Genomic DNA, 15,319 nt, shown 5'->3' on the forward strand with positions numbered 1-15,319 from the left:
ATTACAGATGTGCAAATATGCAGATTATTTATTTTATTACTAAATTAATTAGCAAAACACATTGGTAAATACTACTCAATTACCATTACTTCTTATCTGCATAGATCCTAAAATAGCCACACTCCTTCAGCACTTCTTTATAGTAGGCCGTTTTATTGTATTTTTCTTTTAGCTCGGCAAAATAATTGTAATACGCGCCGGTAACAAGCTGACTGGCTTTTATATCGGCAAACTTGTCGGCACCTTTAAAGTTTGGGTCATTGTAAATTTCATTCAGCGCGCATTTGCTGAGCATAAATGTACAAAGGGCGCGTTGCTCGTCAGTCGCGGCGTTTTTCCGCGCCAGTTCATAATACCTGATAGCTGTACGCATGGAGGTTAGCTTATCATCCATCCTTTCTTCTCCCTCATAATAATAGCGACCGGTAGGACCCGAAGCAACTACGTCTCCCTCATAAAACAGCCTCGCGTTACCATAATAGGTAATGTTATAATAGGCATTAGCAACAGAAAAAGCACTACGATAAATATTTTTCCCGTTTTCAATATCGGTGTCCATTGTATACAACGTTTCTAAAAAGGTTAATGGTGTAAACTTTTTCATCTTCATAGCCGCATGGTCACAATCATGACAGTCAACTAATCTGCCGGCAAAAGGGTTGCCGGCAAGCACCAAATCGTCGGGCTTCATTTTTTTAAGCCGGGCAATAGCTTCCGGTAATTTTTGCTGATAAGTGAGCGCAATAGCCTGATGATAATATAAATTGTTAAGTGTTATTGGATAATACCGCAGCATAGCTTGCTCAAATGGTGTTTTGTCGGGCTTATTTAACAGATCGATCATGTGCTGTACCCGGGCGCTATCCGCATAAAAATCCTGTGCATTGTTGTTAAAGCATACCTCCCTGATTGGGTTGCCTTGCTTTTTATAAAGCCGCGATATGGCAAGGTTACAAACCGAAATGGCATTATCAAACCGCAGGTCTTTGATCTTAATCTTACTATCGCGCAGGTTGGCAAGCCAGTTAAGGGGCTCCGTTAATTTTGCCTCTGCAGTGGCATCCATTTTTTTAAGGTTTTTGATATATAACATCAGGTCGAGCAACTTGCCCTGTGCTACAATCATTTTATCGCCGGCGGGGAACTGGCTTTTTGCTGTAGCATAAAACTTACCGGCTGCGGTGTAGTTGCTATCCAAAAAGTTAAGGTACCCCGCGGCAAGGTTCCAATAGTAAGGCTTGGCCGTATTATTTTTAAGGGCGATGCTCTCCACGAGGCGTTTGCCGTTGTCATCGGCTCTTTTTACTGAATCAGCGGGCTTGTCATTCCCTGTTCCAGCTTCCCTGATATTAATCAGACGACTTAGCAGCAGGTCCAGCTTTTCGGATTTTGGATTGATGGCCGCGATAGTTTTTATAGCCCTTGCAGCGTCATATTGTACCCCCATCATATGCCACAGGGTTATTTTCTCTTCTGGCGTTTTGGCAAGCCTGAGTGTGGCATTCCAATCACTTTCATTTTGCGGGTGGAAGCTCCAGAAACTCGGGATCTTTAATTTATACGTGTAATCATAACAAAGGCTGTACAGGTAGTTTGATAGGGCGTAGTTTTTTTGCCTGTAATAATATCCGGCTACATAGCCCATTGTACGGTAGTAAATGAGGTTTTTAGGAAAATGATCTTTGAACTGATTAAACAGTTTCACAGTTGTTGCCGACGACGAATTATCCAGGAAGTAATAATAACGAACGGCTTGAAACCATAAACGCTCCTTGATAAAAGGATCTGTTTCGGCATCGAAGGCGCCAATCAGCGTTGAAGCCAGCTTTACCGGCGAATGATTGGGCTTTACCTTATCCCACGAATAATATTTATCGTTTACCGAATAAGCCTCACTTATTTTCGCCAGCTTCAGGTAGCTATAAAAAGCCTTGAGCATTTTTGCCGATACAGTACCGGTGCTCATAACCGGGTATTTAGCGGGCAGTACTTTGAGCGCGCCGGCTGATTTACGGGAGATAGAATCAACAGCGCCGGCACTGGCTTTAATAAGCAGGTACTGCAGTGAGGCTTTGCTGAATTGACGGTTAAAATGATCGTACCATTCGTCAACAATAATATCGTTATACCAGGTATTGCTCCCATCGGTATAGCCTAAGCCATAGTAAACCTCGTTACCCGTGTAAAAGAAGGGGGAGTATTGCTTGTTGACAAAATATTCGGGAGTAAAAACGGAATATTCTTCCTCATACGAGTCGGCACAAGCCCAGATCATGCCTGCTATCGTTAGCGTACATAAACTAAAAACGAGCAGAAATTTGCGTAAGGGTTTCCTGGTTAAATTTTGAAAGGTCGATGTTGGCCAGTTCATAGTAGATGATGGTTGTATTTTTTTGTTTAGGTAGATGCTGTGTTAATTGCTGGGCGGCAGCGTTCAATGTATTGCTGTCCGTTTCTTCAAGTTTAAAAATATCATTTTGTTTGATATAAATTCCATCAAGAAAAAAGCTCGTTTTGGCCCGGTAATTTGCCTGCCCTTCAATTGGTTCAAAATGAACCTGATCGGTAAGTTGCCTTCGCCCTATTTTTCCATATACCTGGATCACCCGGCCCTCCCTGATATGAATAGCCCAGGAAAATAAAGGCAAGGCAATATCCAGCTTCAGGGGATAGCTGCCCAGGTAAGCGATATACTTATCCGCATCATCGCTATTGTATATTGAATTGGGCTGCTGCAGATCGGCGTTGAGCTTGCCCATGTTGTAAAACATCAATACCCCGCGGTCGGCAGGAGGCACACCTGTACGGTCTTTAAATTTAACCTGGTGCAGGCGGATAGTTGCTTCCAGTTGTTTTTTGTTAAGCTTTTTAAAAGCCTTAAGGAAGCTGAAGTATTTATCCCGGGTGCTTAATGACCAATCGCAATCAACCTGTATTTTGCTATAGCTGATCTTCTTTTCTGTGGCCAGTTCATTGATCAGTTTATTGCAATGTGCCGCAAGTGTAGCAACGGCAGTATCGGCAGTGTTTTCAAAAGTTTTATTGGTGATATAAATAACCGGGGTAATGTTTAGTCCGGCCGGGAGTTCGTTGAGTTGTACAACGGCATTGGGGTAAGAGCGTTGTTCTTTATCGCTCCAGCTTACATCAAAAAAACGGATGTAGGCATTGTTGCCGGTTTGCTTTAGTAAGGCTTCCTGCTGTTGGTTGAGGTTAAAGGCGGTTTTCCAGTAATAAAAGGCTGTTGTAGCATTGCCGGGTTTGCGGCAGGAAGCCACTGGAAGTAACAAGACCAATATTATAATCCACCGGAAATATTTGAACATAAGTGACACAGCAGGGCATTTTACCCGGAGTAAAGTTCGGGAATTTCAGTAGATTGGTATAAGGAAAGTTAAACTCTTAACTGGTCGAAGTTTAGCGGCAGCGTAACTTCAATCAGTATCATTAATACCTTACTTATTCAATTTCTTTTCAACTGCACTACGTTGATTGGAGCCTGCTGATTTTTTTGCCGCTTCTACCTTTTTTGCGGTTGTTCCTTCTTTGCGTGCTTCATAGTTCAATTCGTGTGGCTGCTCTGATACAGAGTTCCTTTCTACTTTTACGCCTCTTTTTGACATAGCTTTTCTTATTAGATGTAACTGATTAACAGCGGTGCATTTTAATGGTTTTAACCAGCGGATAAATAATTGTCTTTTTAAATTAATTACAACTAAATGAAATGTGGCTTGTTCAGCTATAAAGAAAAAAGCTATGAAAAACCTATTTGCACAAAAAAACAATACCGGATTATGGATCACAGCCGGCATAACAGGAGTTTTGGCAGCAGGCGCGGGGATCTGGTTTTACTTCCGTGGCAAAAAATCAGATGAAACAGCCGGCTCCCAACAGGAACACGTCCAGGATTATCTTGAAGCCAAACACCCCAAAAAGAAAAAACATAAAACCGATGTAGACGAGTTGGCAGACCTGGTACATCATCAGGCAACCTGAAAAGACTGGATGCCCCTAACTGGTCGGAGTTAAGCAGCCGGCACACCTTCGACCAGCAGGGTTGCCGGCACGAACCAAGCCGGAAGCAATACGACAACTATTATTAAGTAAATGTTTTCTATGTGAGGGAAAACGTACCGGCACTTAAACAAGTATTTACTCTTCTGATGTTAGCATTACAGCGCACAGCGCTCTTATTGTTTCAGCTAACTTGCCTTCGGCGTTTAATTGTATCAGTTCAGCTTCTCTAAAAGTACGCTTATGTGATTTCCCCTCGTGCTTCGCCTCTATAGTAATAAAGGCTTCAGCGTTTAAGCTATCAGGGCCTGATCTCGTTACCTTTAAAACTTCGAAATTTGGCTCGAAAATCTCTTTTATTTTATCAACTATCTCCATATCTCAAAAATAAATGTATTGGTTTTAAAAAACATCAGATCCAACCGGGCTATTTTTCACATTTACTTATATCTTGCTTTTAATAACCAACATTTGATTACCTCCTTTTTGAAATTCGTAATCCACTTTTTGTATATCAATATTAAAATCGCGGCCAAGCACGTCAAGTAGTTCGTCAAAAAACACTGGAGCCCCGGCATTGAGGTTTAATATTGGGAAGATCCGCAATTCGGGGCATATGCGCATGATCTCCTGTATAGCTTCTGTATGAAACTTTAACCCCAGATTATCATATAGCAATAAAAAATGAGAGCTTAGGCCCAACTCAAATGCGTTATCCGCAAAAGAGGTTTTAGCGGGCATGGCATGTTTAATATATCTTTGCCGAAAGCAGTCCTGGTCAAAATCCTGCAGAAAATGGTTCATCGCGGTCATTCTTATTTCCTGCAGTCCTTCCACATCTTTAATGTTGTTCCAAACAAATTTACCGGCGTTAGCCCTCACCTGGCCTATCACTTCTACACAGGTTTCATCAATCCGTTTTCGGATATCATCAGTCGAAAATTGATATAAAGGATCGATGGAGATAACCTGCTTACCCATTGCGTGCATCTCCGCATTAAAACTTGCCGGGCCATCACCTATACTGACGATCTTTTTGGTAACATCACCGGCGCTAAGGTTAAACATTTGCTGATATTCGGTAAACGTGCGGCCCCAGGGCACAACGTTATTTAGTTCAAAAGCCATTATTGTAATTTTGTTATAGATAAAAAAAAACGGACCTGTATAATGATACTGCCGGACGAATATTGAAAATAGGACTAATACCTGATAGTCGTTATGATACCGGCTGCACAAAGCTGTGACGCCACCAATTGAGTTTGGTTATGTGATAATTGATCATTGACAGGCAAGATATGATTAAAGACTGGCAATAGCAAGGTTTGTTATTTATTCCAAATGCTAACCAACATAAGGCTTACGTCATCTCTGCTGCCGTAAGGCTATGGCACCTGATAGGTACCCTAAAAACAATCGAGTAGGAAGTAAGGGAGTGAAATTCTCCCTTACCGTCCGCTCACACCACCGTACGTACCGGTCTGGTATACGGCGGTTTGTCAGAATATAGATAACTGGTGTTTAGTTTTCCAAAAGTATCTGTTCTCGAACCCTGTGTATCCTAAGTTATTAAAGTACAGATTGTTAAGCGTGGTTTGCAGTATGGGGCTGTGGGCTACCCGACAGTATCCCTTACTGCTATTTCCCCACTCATAAGCTTTCCTTTTCTTAACGCCCAGCTTTATTAGCCGCTTCACCCTTGCTTTTGGTAGCTTCCATTGTTTCCATTGGCATATCCGTAAACGGGTTCGTACCAGTTCATCCAACATTCGCATCTGCGATTTTGCCGTGGCTATCCAAAAATAATTTATCCAGCCCATGATGACCGTCTCCAATTCTCTTATCTTTTCGGCTATTGGGTTCGGGTGCTTCCGCTCCGTATGCCGGCGAATCTTACCTTGAATCCGTTTTACCGTCAGATTCGATAGCCGTATCTCCCATTTTCCTTTGCTGCGATAGAAAGAGAAGCCTAAAAGCGTGCTTTTCGCCGGGGCGCTGACTTTCGTCTTTGTCCTGTTCACTTTTAGCTTAAGCTCCTTTTCTACGTACCGGATAATACTGCCTTCTACCCTATGAGCTGATTTCCAGTTCTTAAGGTAGATGCTGCAATCGTCGGCGTACCTCACAAAGCTGTGCCCGCGCCGTATAAGTTCTCTGTCCAGTTCATCTAACATAATGTTGGAAAGTAGAGGGCTAAGCGGTGAACCCTGTGGGGTGCCTTCCAATCGGACGCTTGAAACCCCGCCTTCCATAATACCGCTGCGCAGATAGCTGCCGATCAACGCAAGGATGCGTTTATCTTTTACCTTTCTTGATAGCGATCCCATGAGTTTGTCGTGGTTGACACGGTCGAAGAACTTTTCCAAGTCCAACTCTACTATCCTTGTTTTACCTTCATTGAGGTACTCCTGGGCCTGCATGACCGCCTGACGGGCGTTCTTGCCTGGCCTGAAACCGTAACTTGTTTTGGAAAACTCCGGTTCGTATTGCGGACTTAGCCATTGACTGATGGCTTGTTGAAGGAGCCTGTCGATTACGGTTGGTATGCCTAACATCCGGCGACCGCCTGTGGGCTTGGGGATTTCTACTTTCCGTACCGGGCTTGGTTGATAACTGCCCTCTAAAATACTTGTTTTGAGCGGACGCCAGTGCTCGTTCAGGTAGTCGCGAAGTTCATCGGTCTGCATACCGTCAACCCCACCAGCGCCTTTATTGCTCATTACCTGTTTCAGCGCTTTGCTGATGTTCCTGTAATCAAGTATTTCTTCGAGCATACTTCTTTTAAAAAAAAACATTTGTTTCCGGCTTACAGCCGCCTTGTTCGCATGTCGCACCTCAACTCCTCCTGCACTTTACTTTCGGCTTCCGGCCTATCCTCCTGCAGGCAGTTCGCTTATGGGGTTCCGTTGTTAGCGGTGACGACACAGAGCCATCAGCGTCTTGGCCAATTCTAACATGCAGTCCTTCATCCTTTTGTGAGACCTCTCCGCTTTGCGGAGCTCGTTTCGGAACTAATATGACGTTTGCTGACTTCTGCGCTTTACGAACTCGTCGTTACGCAGACCTCCCAGGGTAAGTGTGTCCGCTTTCCGTTCATGTAGCCTCTGCATTTACGTTATAGTATCCTGTACAGTGTCGGGCTTTTGCTTCTTTTGCAGCATCACCCATACTATCCCGCCTGATATGCAGTTTCTGTTCGTAGGCTCGAACTTTTGCCGCTGGCTTCCTTCAGATTTGTGTTCACACACTTTCTCCTTGCCTTAAGCTAAGACTTCCCACTGTAATGCGTCTTCGGGACTTGCACCCTATAGATGACACACGTGCCTGGCACACAAAAAGAGCAGGTGCTCATCCAACACCTGCTCTTTTTAAAGATCTTTAATTTTGTGCCATTTTCAAACAGTTGCACTTCTGAATTTTTACAGTTTAATTTCTTCGTCTTTTGATGAGAAGAAATGGAATTCCGTGATCTGATACGATGGGTTACTTTTAACCTTTATCCATTGCCCATATTTTACAAACCACTTCATTTGGCGGTTATAGATGCCCTTTTTAATAAAGGCCTCAATATATGGGTGTACAGCCAGGGTTATACCTTTTTCGTTTTGCTCGGTAAGGATGTAATTGAAATTATTTTCAATATCGTCCATTAGCAAAATGGTTGGCCTTATCGTTCCGGTTCCGTTACACGTAGGGCAAACCTCGCTGGTAACAATGTTCATTTCGGGCCTTACCCGCTGACGGGTGATCTGCACCAGTCCAAATTTGCTTGGAGGCAAAATGGTGTGCTTGGCACGGTCGTACTGCATTTCGGCACGCAGAAAATCAAAAAGCTCTTTACGGTTTTGCGGTTTGTGCATATCGATAAAATCGATCACCACAATGCCGCCCATATCGCGCAGGCGTAACTGCCTTGCAATTTCTTTAGCTGCTTCCTTGTTTACCTGGTAAGCGTTCTCTTCCTGGTTTTCTTTGCTGGCTGTACGGTTACCGCTGTTTACGTCAATAACGTGCAGGGCTTCCGTATGCTCAATTACCAGGTAAGCACCACCGGCAAGGTTAACGGTTTTTCCAAACGCGCCTTTAATTTGCTTTTCGATCCCAAAATGGTCAAATATAGGCTCCTTGTGCTTGTGCAAGCGGACTATATTCTCCATATCGGGCGATATTTCATGAACGTATGACCGAATTTCTTCGAACATACTATTGTCATTGGTATAAATGTGCTGAAAATCGGGGTTCAAAATATCCCTTAGGATAGTTGAAGTACGCCCAATTTCGCCCAATACCTTTTTTGAAGGCTCAACAGAAGGCAGCTTGGTAATAAACTGTTCCCATTTCGAGATCAGGTCAAGCAAATCTTTCTGTAGCTCATCAACCCCTTTACCTTCGGAAACTGTACGGATGATAACGCCAAAATGTTTTGGCTTAATGCTCTCAACTACTTTACGGAGACGTGTGCGCTCAGTATTGCTTTTTATCTTTTTCGAAATAGAAATTGCTTCCGAAAAGGGTACTAAAACAACATACCGGCCCGCTATCGACAGGTCGGAACTTAAACGCGGCCCCTTAGTTGATATGGGTTCTTTGGCTATCTGTACCGGGATAAGCTGGTTTTTGGTTAATATCTCGGAGATTTTTCCTCCCTTATTGATATCGGCCTCAAGCTTAAACCCATCCAGTAGCTTTGACTGATATCCCCCGCTACGTACCTGCTTGGTTAGTTTAAGCAGGCTCTGCACCTGCGGACCAAGATCAAGATAATGCAAAAAGGCATCCTTCTCATAGCCAACGTCAACAAAGGCGGCATTTAAACTGGGCATGATCTTTTTGATGCGGCCCAGGTAAATATCGCCAACTGTATAGTTGTTGCTTACCTGTTCTTTGTGAAGCTCTACGAGTTGTTTATCCTGTAATAATGCAATAGTAGCCCCGTTGGGGGATGAATCGATAATTAATTCTTTTATCAATTGCTACTCCATTTCTTATAACGGTAAAAACCGTGTGTTAATAAGTGGGTAAAAAAACACTAATAAATAAAAAGTACCCACCCCGGTTTGGGGCAGGTAAAATCACCAATGTTTAGTCTTAAGTTTTTAGTCGAAAGTTTAAAGTCAGAAAAAAAGACTTTGTACTTAAGACTAAGTACTATCAACTTAACACAAATGCTTATTTCTTTTTATGTCTGTTTTTTCTTAAACGTTTTTTACGTTTGTGGGTAGCCATTTTGTGTCTTTTACGTTTTTTACCGCTCGGCATAATAATAATTTTTAAATGTGTGTTAGTTATTTAATTCCTTGATATATCCATCAATGCGCTGACTGAATACAGGGTCAGGCATCATTTCTTTGCATTTCTGGTAAGCATCAATAGCTTCCTTTTTCATGCCTAATTGCTTATAGCTTTCGGCTAAATAGAAAGTAGGTTCCAGTTCCTGCTTTTGCGCAAGCAGCGTTTTAAACCTGCCTACCGCTTTTTCATACTGACCCGATTTCATGGCGAACATACCTAAGTTAAGGTTAGCGTTCCAATTTTTCGGGTCTTTTTTAACAACCTCAAGCAACAGCGCTATACCCTGCATAGGGCCTGCTGCGCCATTAACGTAAGCTATGCCCAACCCGGTTTTACCTTCAAGGCTTTCGGGTTGTAATTTCAAAGCATTTTGAAATGCTTCGGCAGCATCATTCACAAACGCAGGTTGAAATAAAGTATCCTGTGTAAGTTTATATGCATCATTAAAACGGTTACCTGCATTTATCCAGTCTTGTACCTTGTTTTCTTTACGGGCTAATGCCTGGTAATAAAACGCTGCAGGTGCGGGCTGGTTAACATCATCCCAGTGCTTGGCAAGCTGCGCTTGCAAAGACGGCGCATCTGCGTCTGATGCTTTTTTTAACTGGGCTTCAAGGTCATTGATCTTAGCCGCCAATGCATCCCCAATAGCTGCTTTGGCAGGGGCCGACACCATATCAACGGTAACATTAGCTGCCGGTTTAACAGCGCCTGCTGAGGCGGCCATGGCCGGTTTGCCGTTTTTATCGTCTTTTGGTTTTACTAAACCTTTTACGGGCAACCAATACAAATAGCCCATAATAACAACTACGGCTGCACTAACGACTATTTGTTTTTTATTCATGATGGCGTATAATTATTTTTTGCTGGTTTTGTTACCTGACTTTACTTTCTCAACAAAAGTTTTGGCCGGTTTAAAGCTTGGCACAAAGTGCTCAGGGATAATGATGGCAGTATTTTTTGAAATGTTACGTGCTGTTTTCTTAGCTCTTTTTTTAACCACAAAGCTACCGAACCCTCTTACATATACGTTTTCGCCGCCAACCATTGAGCTTTTAACAACTTTGAAAAACGCCTCAACAGTTTCCTGCACGTCTACTTTCTCTATACCTGTCTTTGATGAGATTTCAGTTATAATTTCTGCCTTAGTCATATCTTATTTACTTAATTTAATTTTATAAATACTTAACTGTTTTGGGGTTGCAAAAGTATTGCTTTATCCGTTAACAGCGAAATATTTATCCGTTTTTTTTTACCAGGGCCGTAAAACCTACATTTTCGTTACAATTTTGAGTATGAGAGGCTTATAAATTACTGGTTAAACATCAATTTGCCGGTGTAAAGAAGTGTGAAAAAAAGTGTGAAAATCTATCAATCCAACTGGTAGTAAAGGGCTTGTACTTTCACAGGTTAGTTGCCAATATTTATCTCTGATTTTTAAATATCAACTCCCCGGCCTCCTGGCTTTTCTCCTGGTTCGTGACTCTTTGATTTCTTATCTCCCGATTCTTGTTTCTTGACTCTTACCTCTTGACTCTTCCCCTATCTCCAGCCTTCCGCTCCTCTTGATTCCTGATTCTTGCCTTCTTGTTTCCTGCCTTCTTGTTTCTTAATTACTTTTACAACAATGAATTTTACCGACGAAATTGTACAATGGTACTTAAACAACAAACGAAACCTGCCCTGGCGCAATACTACCGATCCTTATGTGATCTGGCTATCTGAAATCATACTGCAGCAAACCCGGGTAGAACAGGGTATGCCATATTTTTATCGCTTCCTGGAAAAATATCCTGATGTAAGCAGTTTTGCCGCAGCTCATGAAGATGAAATCCTGAAGCTGTGGCAGGGACTGGGTTACTACTCCAGGGGGCGCAACATGCTTAAAACAGCCCGGCTGGTACAGGAACTCCATAACGGACGTTTCCCGGATAGCTATAATGAACTGATAAAACTAAAAGGTATTGGCGAATACACGGCCGCCGCCATCGCTTCGTTTGCGGCTAATGAAGCCAAAGCCGTAGTAGACGGTAACGTTTATCGTGTACTGGCGCGATACCTGGGTATCTATGAGCCTATCAACTCAACCGGGGGTAAAAAAACATTTCAACAAGCCGCCGACGATTTTCTTAATAAGAAAATGCCGGGACTGCATAATCAGGCCGTGATGGAGTTTGGTGCCATGCTGTGCAAACCTAAAAATCCGGCCTGTGGTATTTGCCCTGTCCGCCTGGGTTGCGTGGCCTTTAACACCAACGCTGTTGCCGCTCTCCCGGTAAAATTAAAAACTGTAAAAGTGTGTGAGCGCTTTTTTAATTATTTCCTGGTAACCAACGGCGACACCATTTTGATGAACAAAAGGGGCGATAAAGACATCTGGGCCAATATGTTTGACTTACCTATGGTAGAAACAAGCTCACTTTTAACCCTGACAGCGCTATTGAAACAACCCGAAGTTTTAGCTGTTTTTGGTGATGATATTGAAGCTACTGAAATCTCGCCGGTGCATAAACACATCCTTACCCATCAGCGGCTTTTTGTAAGGCTGATAAAAATCAAAAACCAGCCACTCAAAACGCACGAAAACTGGGTTAAAATTAACGTTCAAAACCTGCCGGAGTTAGCTTTACCAAAAATCATTTTTATATTATTAAAAAATATTTTTAATTTGTAAAATAATTTTGCGTTAATTTATGGCATGTCTGGAATAAACAAAGTAATACTCGTTGGCCACTTAGGCAAAGACCCTGAAGTGCGGAATTTAGAAGGTGGCGTATCTGTTACGAGTTTCCCTTTAGCTACTTCCGAAACTTTTAACAAAGATGGCCGCAAGGTTGAACAAACCGAATGGCATAATATTGTAATGTGGCGGGGACTGGCAGAAGTAGCGGCCAGGTTTCTTTCAAAAGGGAAGCTGGTTTATATTGAGGGCAAACTCCGCACCCGCTCATTTGAGGATAAGGAAGGTATAAAAAAATATACTACCGAAATTGTGGCCGAAAACTTCACTATGCTTGGCCGCAAGAGTGATTTTGATACCGAGCCGTTAAAATCACCCTCAAAAAATGGGGATTCGTTTATAGATCATTTAAATGCCGAAGACTATTAAATTACCGATACTTACTAAAACATCCCAAAGAAAAAATGCCGGTAACACTTGTCACTGGCATTTTTCATATCCCGCAGAATTATAAATCGGTTATTGCTTAAAATAGTTCACACCCTGTGGCGCGGTACAATCGTCGGCCGGTCCGCATATATATGTCAACGTAAGTACATTCCCTCCGGCATTTAAAACCATAGTGTAGTTCGCCGTTACCGCAATAACGTTGCTAACCGCCGCCAGTTCGGAAACCGGACCAAAAGCATTGTTTTTATTTTGATAATCGGTTATATCATACAAGGTTAACACCGAATTCTGGATCTTATACTTTCCAACCCTTTTTGACGCTGTTCCGATAAGCTTTTTGGAAACCGAGTCGATACTGGTCACAGTACCTTCAAATGTGTGGTCGGTTTTAAAATCGTATTCATATTGTATCCACTGTTTTGAATAAGCTGCCGGAACAATCCATTTTCCCGATACGTTTAGCTCACTTGTTACCGACTCTTTATGGCAACCCCAAAACGCCGTTACTAAAACAACGGCTAACAAGCCTAACACTTTTGCAGGATTCGTAATTTGTTTCATATCAATGATTACGCTTAAAAAAAGCGTAATGATACAGCAGCATATTCTTTTTCGCCGCAAAAGCAAAAGCCCTCATATAATGAACTATATGAGGGCTTTGCATATAATATGTTTATCTTCCTCCCGGAGGGCATTTAGCTTTCAGATACTGTGTAAATAACGTGCGCAAATGCTGTGTTGTACCTTCGCCTTCCGATATCGAATGCGTACGGTTAGGGTACGACATTAGCTGAAACTGCCTGTTGTATTTCACCAGTTCGTCAATCAGCAGCTCGGCATTTTTGTAATGCACATTATCATCGCCCGTACCATGAATGTAAAGCAGGTTGCCTTTCAAATTCTTAGCATAAGTAACCGGCGAGCCTTTGATAAACACTGCACGGCCGGCATCATCGGTTGGTACGCCCATATAGCGCTCCTGGTAAATGTTATCATAAGTAAGCTGGTTGCCCACCGCTGCTACCGCGATACCTGTTTTATAAATATCTCCATACTGGAACATCAGGTTAAGGGTTGATGAACCGCCGCCGCTCCAGCCGTGTACTGCAATACGGGTTGAGTCGACAAATGGCCATTTAATGATCTCTTTGGCAGCCATAGCCTGATCACGGATATTGATGATCCCGATGTTCTTGTAAATAGCCTTGCGCCACGCGGTGCCTTTAGGGGTAGGAGCGCCACGACCTTCAACCGACATGTAAATATACCCGTCGTCGGCCATGCTGCCTTCATATAGCCTGTTACGGCCCGTACCCCAGGTATCTGTTACGGTTTGTCCGGCCGGCTCGCCATAAACGGTAAACAGCACCGGATATTTTTTATTCGGATCGAAATTGGTTGGTTTTACCATCCAGCCGTCCATTTCAATGCCATCAACAGTTTTTACTTTGAAAAACTCGGGTTTATTTTTAGCGTTTTTATCAACGGTTATTACAGTGCCGCCGATATGTTTATGAGCGGGCAAACTGATCACCTCGCTTTGCGGGCGGGTATAGCTGTTGCTGAAATTATGCAGCGCAACCTTACCATTAGGCGAAATATCATAGCTATGCGTACCCGGTTCATCAGCAGGCGAAACACGCTCGGCCGTGCCGCCGCTTAATTTTATTTTGTAAAGGTATTTCTGTGTAGCATTATCCGGCGAAGCGATGAAATATACATAACCCAAAGCTTCGTCGATCATGTCGATACCGATCACATCATAATTGCCTTTGGTGATCAGGCTTTCTTTGCCTTCGCGCGTTATTTTATACAAATGGCGCCAGCCATCCTTTTCGCTCAGCCACAAAAAGCTTTTACCTTTTTCAATCCAGCCCCAGCCTACCGGGTCGCCGCCGGCTACACGAGCTTTAACATCAATCCATGAATCATTATGCTCTTCGCGGATAACACGGGTAGTACCATTTGATACATTGCCGATAAATACGCGGCTTTCATTTTGCGCACGGTTCAGTTGTTCAAGAATAACTTCGTTTGAGTTATCGGCCCATTCCATATTAGGGATATAATGCTGCACAGCATCGCCGGGCACATTGATCCAGGTAGTTTTACCGGTAGCGGTATTCACAACGCCCACTTTACATGAGCTTGGATCTTCGCCTGCAACAGGATATTCAACCGGCACAACGTAGGGATAAACCGAATCGGTAGTGTTCAGCATCAAATAAGTTTTGATCTTGCCGGCGTCTATTTGCCAGTAGGCTATTGATTTACTATCCGGCGACCAGCGGAAACCGTCGCGGCAGCCAAACTCTTCCTCATAAGCCCAGTCAAAAGTACCGTTGATAAGCGTTTGGGTACCATCGGTAGTTAGTTGTTTTACCGAACCATCGGCCAGGTCTTCCATGTAGATATTATGCCCGCTTACGTAAGCAGCTTTACTGCCATCGGGCGAAAATTTGGCGAACATCAATGATGATGCCGGCAGATTTTTACCCAACTGCCAAAGCTTTTTGGTATTGGAATCATACACCCAGTAATCGCCGCGGGTATCATAGCGCCATACTTTTTTAGTATTGGTGTTGATGAGCACTTTTTTGTTATCATCGCTCACTGTAAACCTTTTAACACTGATAGGCGCTTTGCCGGCCGGCGTCAATTCTTCTTTGGTGATAAAAACAGCTTTCTTTGAAGTATCACGGGCATCAATCATGATAATTTGCCCGCCGGTGATACGGTAATACTGATAGCCGTCTTTTGTCCAGTTAACGGCGGCCCGTTGCGCCCGGGCCGTATTTTGCAGTAAGATTAACAATAGCGCAGTAAGGAAAAATAATCCCGAACGGTAAAATTTCATATACATTTAGTTTGAATTAATAGAGC

At 43.0% G+C, this 15,319-nt stretch carries 14 protein-coding genes; 3 read left to right on the top strand and 11 right to left on the bottom strand.

The window, feature by feature from the left end; all coding sequences use genetic code 11:
* Nucleotides 1–85: 85 nt before the first annotated feature.
* The 3 genes from MusilaSJ_RS13660 to MusilaSJ_RS13670 form a co-directional block, all read right to left on the bottom strand.
* On the bottom strand, nucleotides 86–2,371 hold the full coding sequence (locus MusilaSJ_RS13660; RefSeq protein WP_274985535.1) for a hypothetical protein: 2,286 nt from the start codon (nucleotides 2,369–2,371) through the stop codon (nucleotides 86–88).
* On the bottom strand, nucleotides 2,301–3,290 hold the full coding sequence (locus MusilaSJ_RS13665) for a hypothetical protein (RefSeq protein WP_274985536.1): 990 nt from the start codon (nucleotides 3,288–3,290) through the stop codon (nucleotides 2,301–2,303). Before MusilaSJ_RS13665 ends, MusilaSJ_RS13660 begins: the two co-directional genes overlap by 71 nt.
* A 165-nt stretch (nucleotides 3,291–3,455) precedes the next feature.
* Nucleotides 3,456–3,623, bottom strand: coding sequence for a DUF3606 domain-containing protein (locus MusilaSJ_RS13670; protein ID WP_176628781.1), 168 nt, complete (start codon nucleotides 3,621–3,623; stop codon nucleotides 3,456–3,458).
* A 133-nt stretch (nucleotides 3,624–3,756) separates the two neighbouring features.
* Here MusilaSJ_RS13670 and MusilaSJ_RS13675 point away from each other — a divergent pair, with 133 nt between their 5' ends.
* Nucleotides 3,757–3,996, top strand: a complete 240-nt coding sequence (locus MusilaSJ_RS13675) for a hypothetical protein (RefSeq protein ID WP_090534652.1) — start codon at nucleotides 3,757–3,759, stop codon at nucleotides 3,994–3,996.
* A gap of 156 nt (nucleotides 3,997–4,152) precedes the next feature.
* Here MusilaSJ_RS13675 and MusilaSJ_RS13680 read toward each other — a convergent pair whose 3' ends face one another.
* The 6 genes from MusilaSJ_RS13680 to MusilaSJ_RS13710 form a co-directional block, all read right to left on the bottom strand.
* Complete coding sequence (locus MusilaSJ_RS13680; protein ID WP_274985537.1) at nucleotides 4,153–4,392, bottom strand: hypothetical protein; 240 nt, start codon at nucleotides 4,390–4,392, stop codon at nucleotides 4,153–4,155.
* A 66-nt stretch (nucleotides 4,393–4,458) separates the two neighbouring features.
* Nucleotides 4,459–5,142: a hypothetical protein gene (locus tag MusilaSJ_RS13685; protein WP_274985538.1), complete on the bottom strand. Its 684-nt coding sequence runs from the start codon at nucleotides 5,140–5,142 to the stop codon at nucleotides 4,459–4,461.
* Between the two features lie 371 nt (nucleotides 5,143–5,513).
* The gene (gene ltrA, locus MusilaSJ_RS13690; RefSeq protein ID WP_274985539.1) at nucleotides 5,514–6,788 is read right to left on the bottom strand and encodes a group II intron reverse transcriptase/maturase; all 1,275 of its coding nucleotides are present in this window, start codon (nucleotides 6,786–6,788) and stop codon (nucleotides 5,514–5,516) included.
* 645 nt (nucleotides 6,789–7,433) lie between these two features.
* Entirely contained in the window at nucleotides 7,434–8,984 is a 1,551-nt protein-coding gene (locus tag MusilaSJ_RS13695; RefSeq protein ID WP_274985540.1) for an Rne/Rng family ribonuclease, read from the bottom strand.
* Between the two features lie 311 nt (nucleotides 8,985–9,295).
* Nucleotides 9,296–10,150, bottom strand: a complete 855-nt coding sequence (locus MusilaSJ_RS13705) for a tetratricopeptide repeat protein (RefSeq protein ID WP_274985541.1) — start codon at nucleotides 10,148–10,150, stop codon at nucleotides 9,296–9,298.
* Nucleotides 10,151–10,162: 12 nt separating this feature from the next.
* Nucleotides 10,163–10,459, bottom strand: coding sequence for an HU family DNA-binding protein (locus tag MusilaSJ_RS13710; protein WP_090534644.1), 297 nt, complete (start codon nucleotides 10,457–10,459; stop codon nucleotides 10,163–10,165).
* Between the two features lie 474 nt (nucleotides 10,460–10,933).
* Between MusilaSJ_RS13710 and mutY the strand changes: the two genes are divergently transcribed.
* Together mutY and MusilaSJ_RS13720 are read left to right on the top strand one after the other, a co-directional pair.
* Nucleotides 10,934–11,980, top strand: a complete 1,047-nt coding sequence (mutY, locus tag MusilaSJ_RS13715) for an A/G-specific adenine glycosylase (RefSeq protein ID WP_274985542.1) — start codon at nucleotides 10,934–10,936, stop codon at nucleotides 11,978–11,980.
* 24 nt (nucleotides 11,981–12,004) lie between these two features.
* On the top strand, nucleotides 12,005–12,415 hold the full coding sequence (locus tag MusilaSJ_RS13720) for a single-stranded DNA-binding protein (RefSeq protein WP_090534639.1): 411 nt from the start codon (nucleotides 12,005–12,007) through the stop codon (nucleotides 12,413–12,415).
* 90 nt (nucleotides 12,416–12,505) lie between these two features.
* Here the strand turns inward: MusilaSJ_RS13720 and MusilaSJ_RS13725 are convergent, their stop codons facing one another.
* Nucleotides 12,506–12,997 carry a hypothetical protein gene (locus MusilaSJ_RS13725; protein WP_274985543.1) on the bottom strand — a complete coding sequence of 164 codons (492 nt, stop codon included), beginning with the start codon at nucleotides 12,995–12,997 and terminating at the stop codon, nucleotides 12,506–12,508.
* A 112-nt stretch (nucleotides 12,998–13,109) separates the two neighbouring features.
* Entirely contained in the window at nucleotides 13,110–15,299 is a 2,190-nt protein-coding gene (locus MusilaSJ_RS13730) for a S9 family peptidase (RefSeq protein ID WP_274985544.1), read from the bottom strand.
* Nucleotides 15,300–15,319 lie beyond the last annotated feature (20 nt).

Source organism: Mucilaginibacter sp. SJ, assembly GCF_028993635.1.
In the GTDB taxonomy this organism is placed as follows: Bacteria; Bacteroidota; Bacteroidia; order Sphingobacteriales; family Sphingobacteriaceae; genus Mucilaginibacter.

Coding starts and splice junctions, on each gene's coding strand:
- MusilaSJ_RS13660 (WP_274985535.1), bottom strand. CDS start 2,371: ATGAACTGGCCAACATCGACCTTTCAAAATTTAACCAGGAAACCCTTA.
- MusilaSJ_RS13670 (WP_176628781.1), bottom strand. CDS start 3,623: ATGTCAAAAAGAGGCGTAAAAGTAGAAAGGAACTCTGTATCAGAGCAG.
- MusilaSJ_RS13675 (WP_090534652.1), top strand. CDS start 3,757: ATGAAAAACCTATTTGCACAAAAAAACAATACCGGATTATGGATCACA.
- MusilaSJ_RS13680 (WP_274985537.1), bottom strand. CDS start 4,392: ATGGAGATAGTTGATAAAATAAAAGAGATTTTCGAGCCAAATTTCGAA.
- MusilaSJ_RS13685 (WP_274985538.1), bottom strand. CDS start 5,142: ATGGCTTTTGAACTAAATAACGTTGTGCCCTGGGGCCGCACGTTTACC.
- ltrA (WP_274985539.1), bottom strand. CDS start 6,788: ATGCTCGAAGAAATACTTGATTACAGGAACATCAGCAAAGCGCTGAAA.
- MusilaSJ_RS13705 (WP_274985541.1), bottom strand. CDS start 10,150: ATGAATAAAAAACAAATAGTCGTTAGTGCAGCCGTAGTTGTTATTATG.
- MusilaSJ_RS13710 (WP_090534644.1), bottom strand. CDS start 10,459: ATGACTAAGGCAGAAATTATAACTGAAATCTCATCAAAGACAGGTATA.
- mutY (WP_274985542.1), top strand. CDS start 10,934: ATGAATTTTACCGACGAAATTGTACAATGGTACTTAAACAACAAACGA.
- MusilaSJ_RS13720 (WP_090534639.1), top strand. CDS start 12,005: ATGTCTGGAATAAACAAAGTAATACTCGTTGGCCACTTAGGCAAAGAC.
- MusilaSJ_RS13725 (WP_274985543.1), bottom strand. CDS start 12,997: ATGAAACAAATTACGAATCCTGCAAAAGTGTTAGGCTTGTTAGCCGTT.
- MusilaSJ_RS13730 (WP_274985544.1), bottom strand. CDS start 15,299: ATGTATATGAAATTTTACCGTTCGGGATTATTTTTCCTTACTGCGCTA.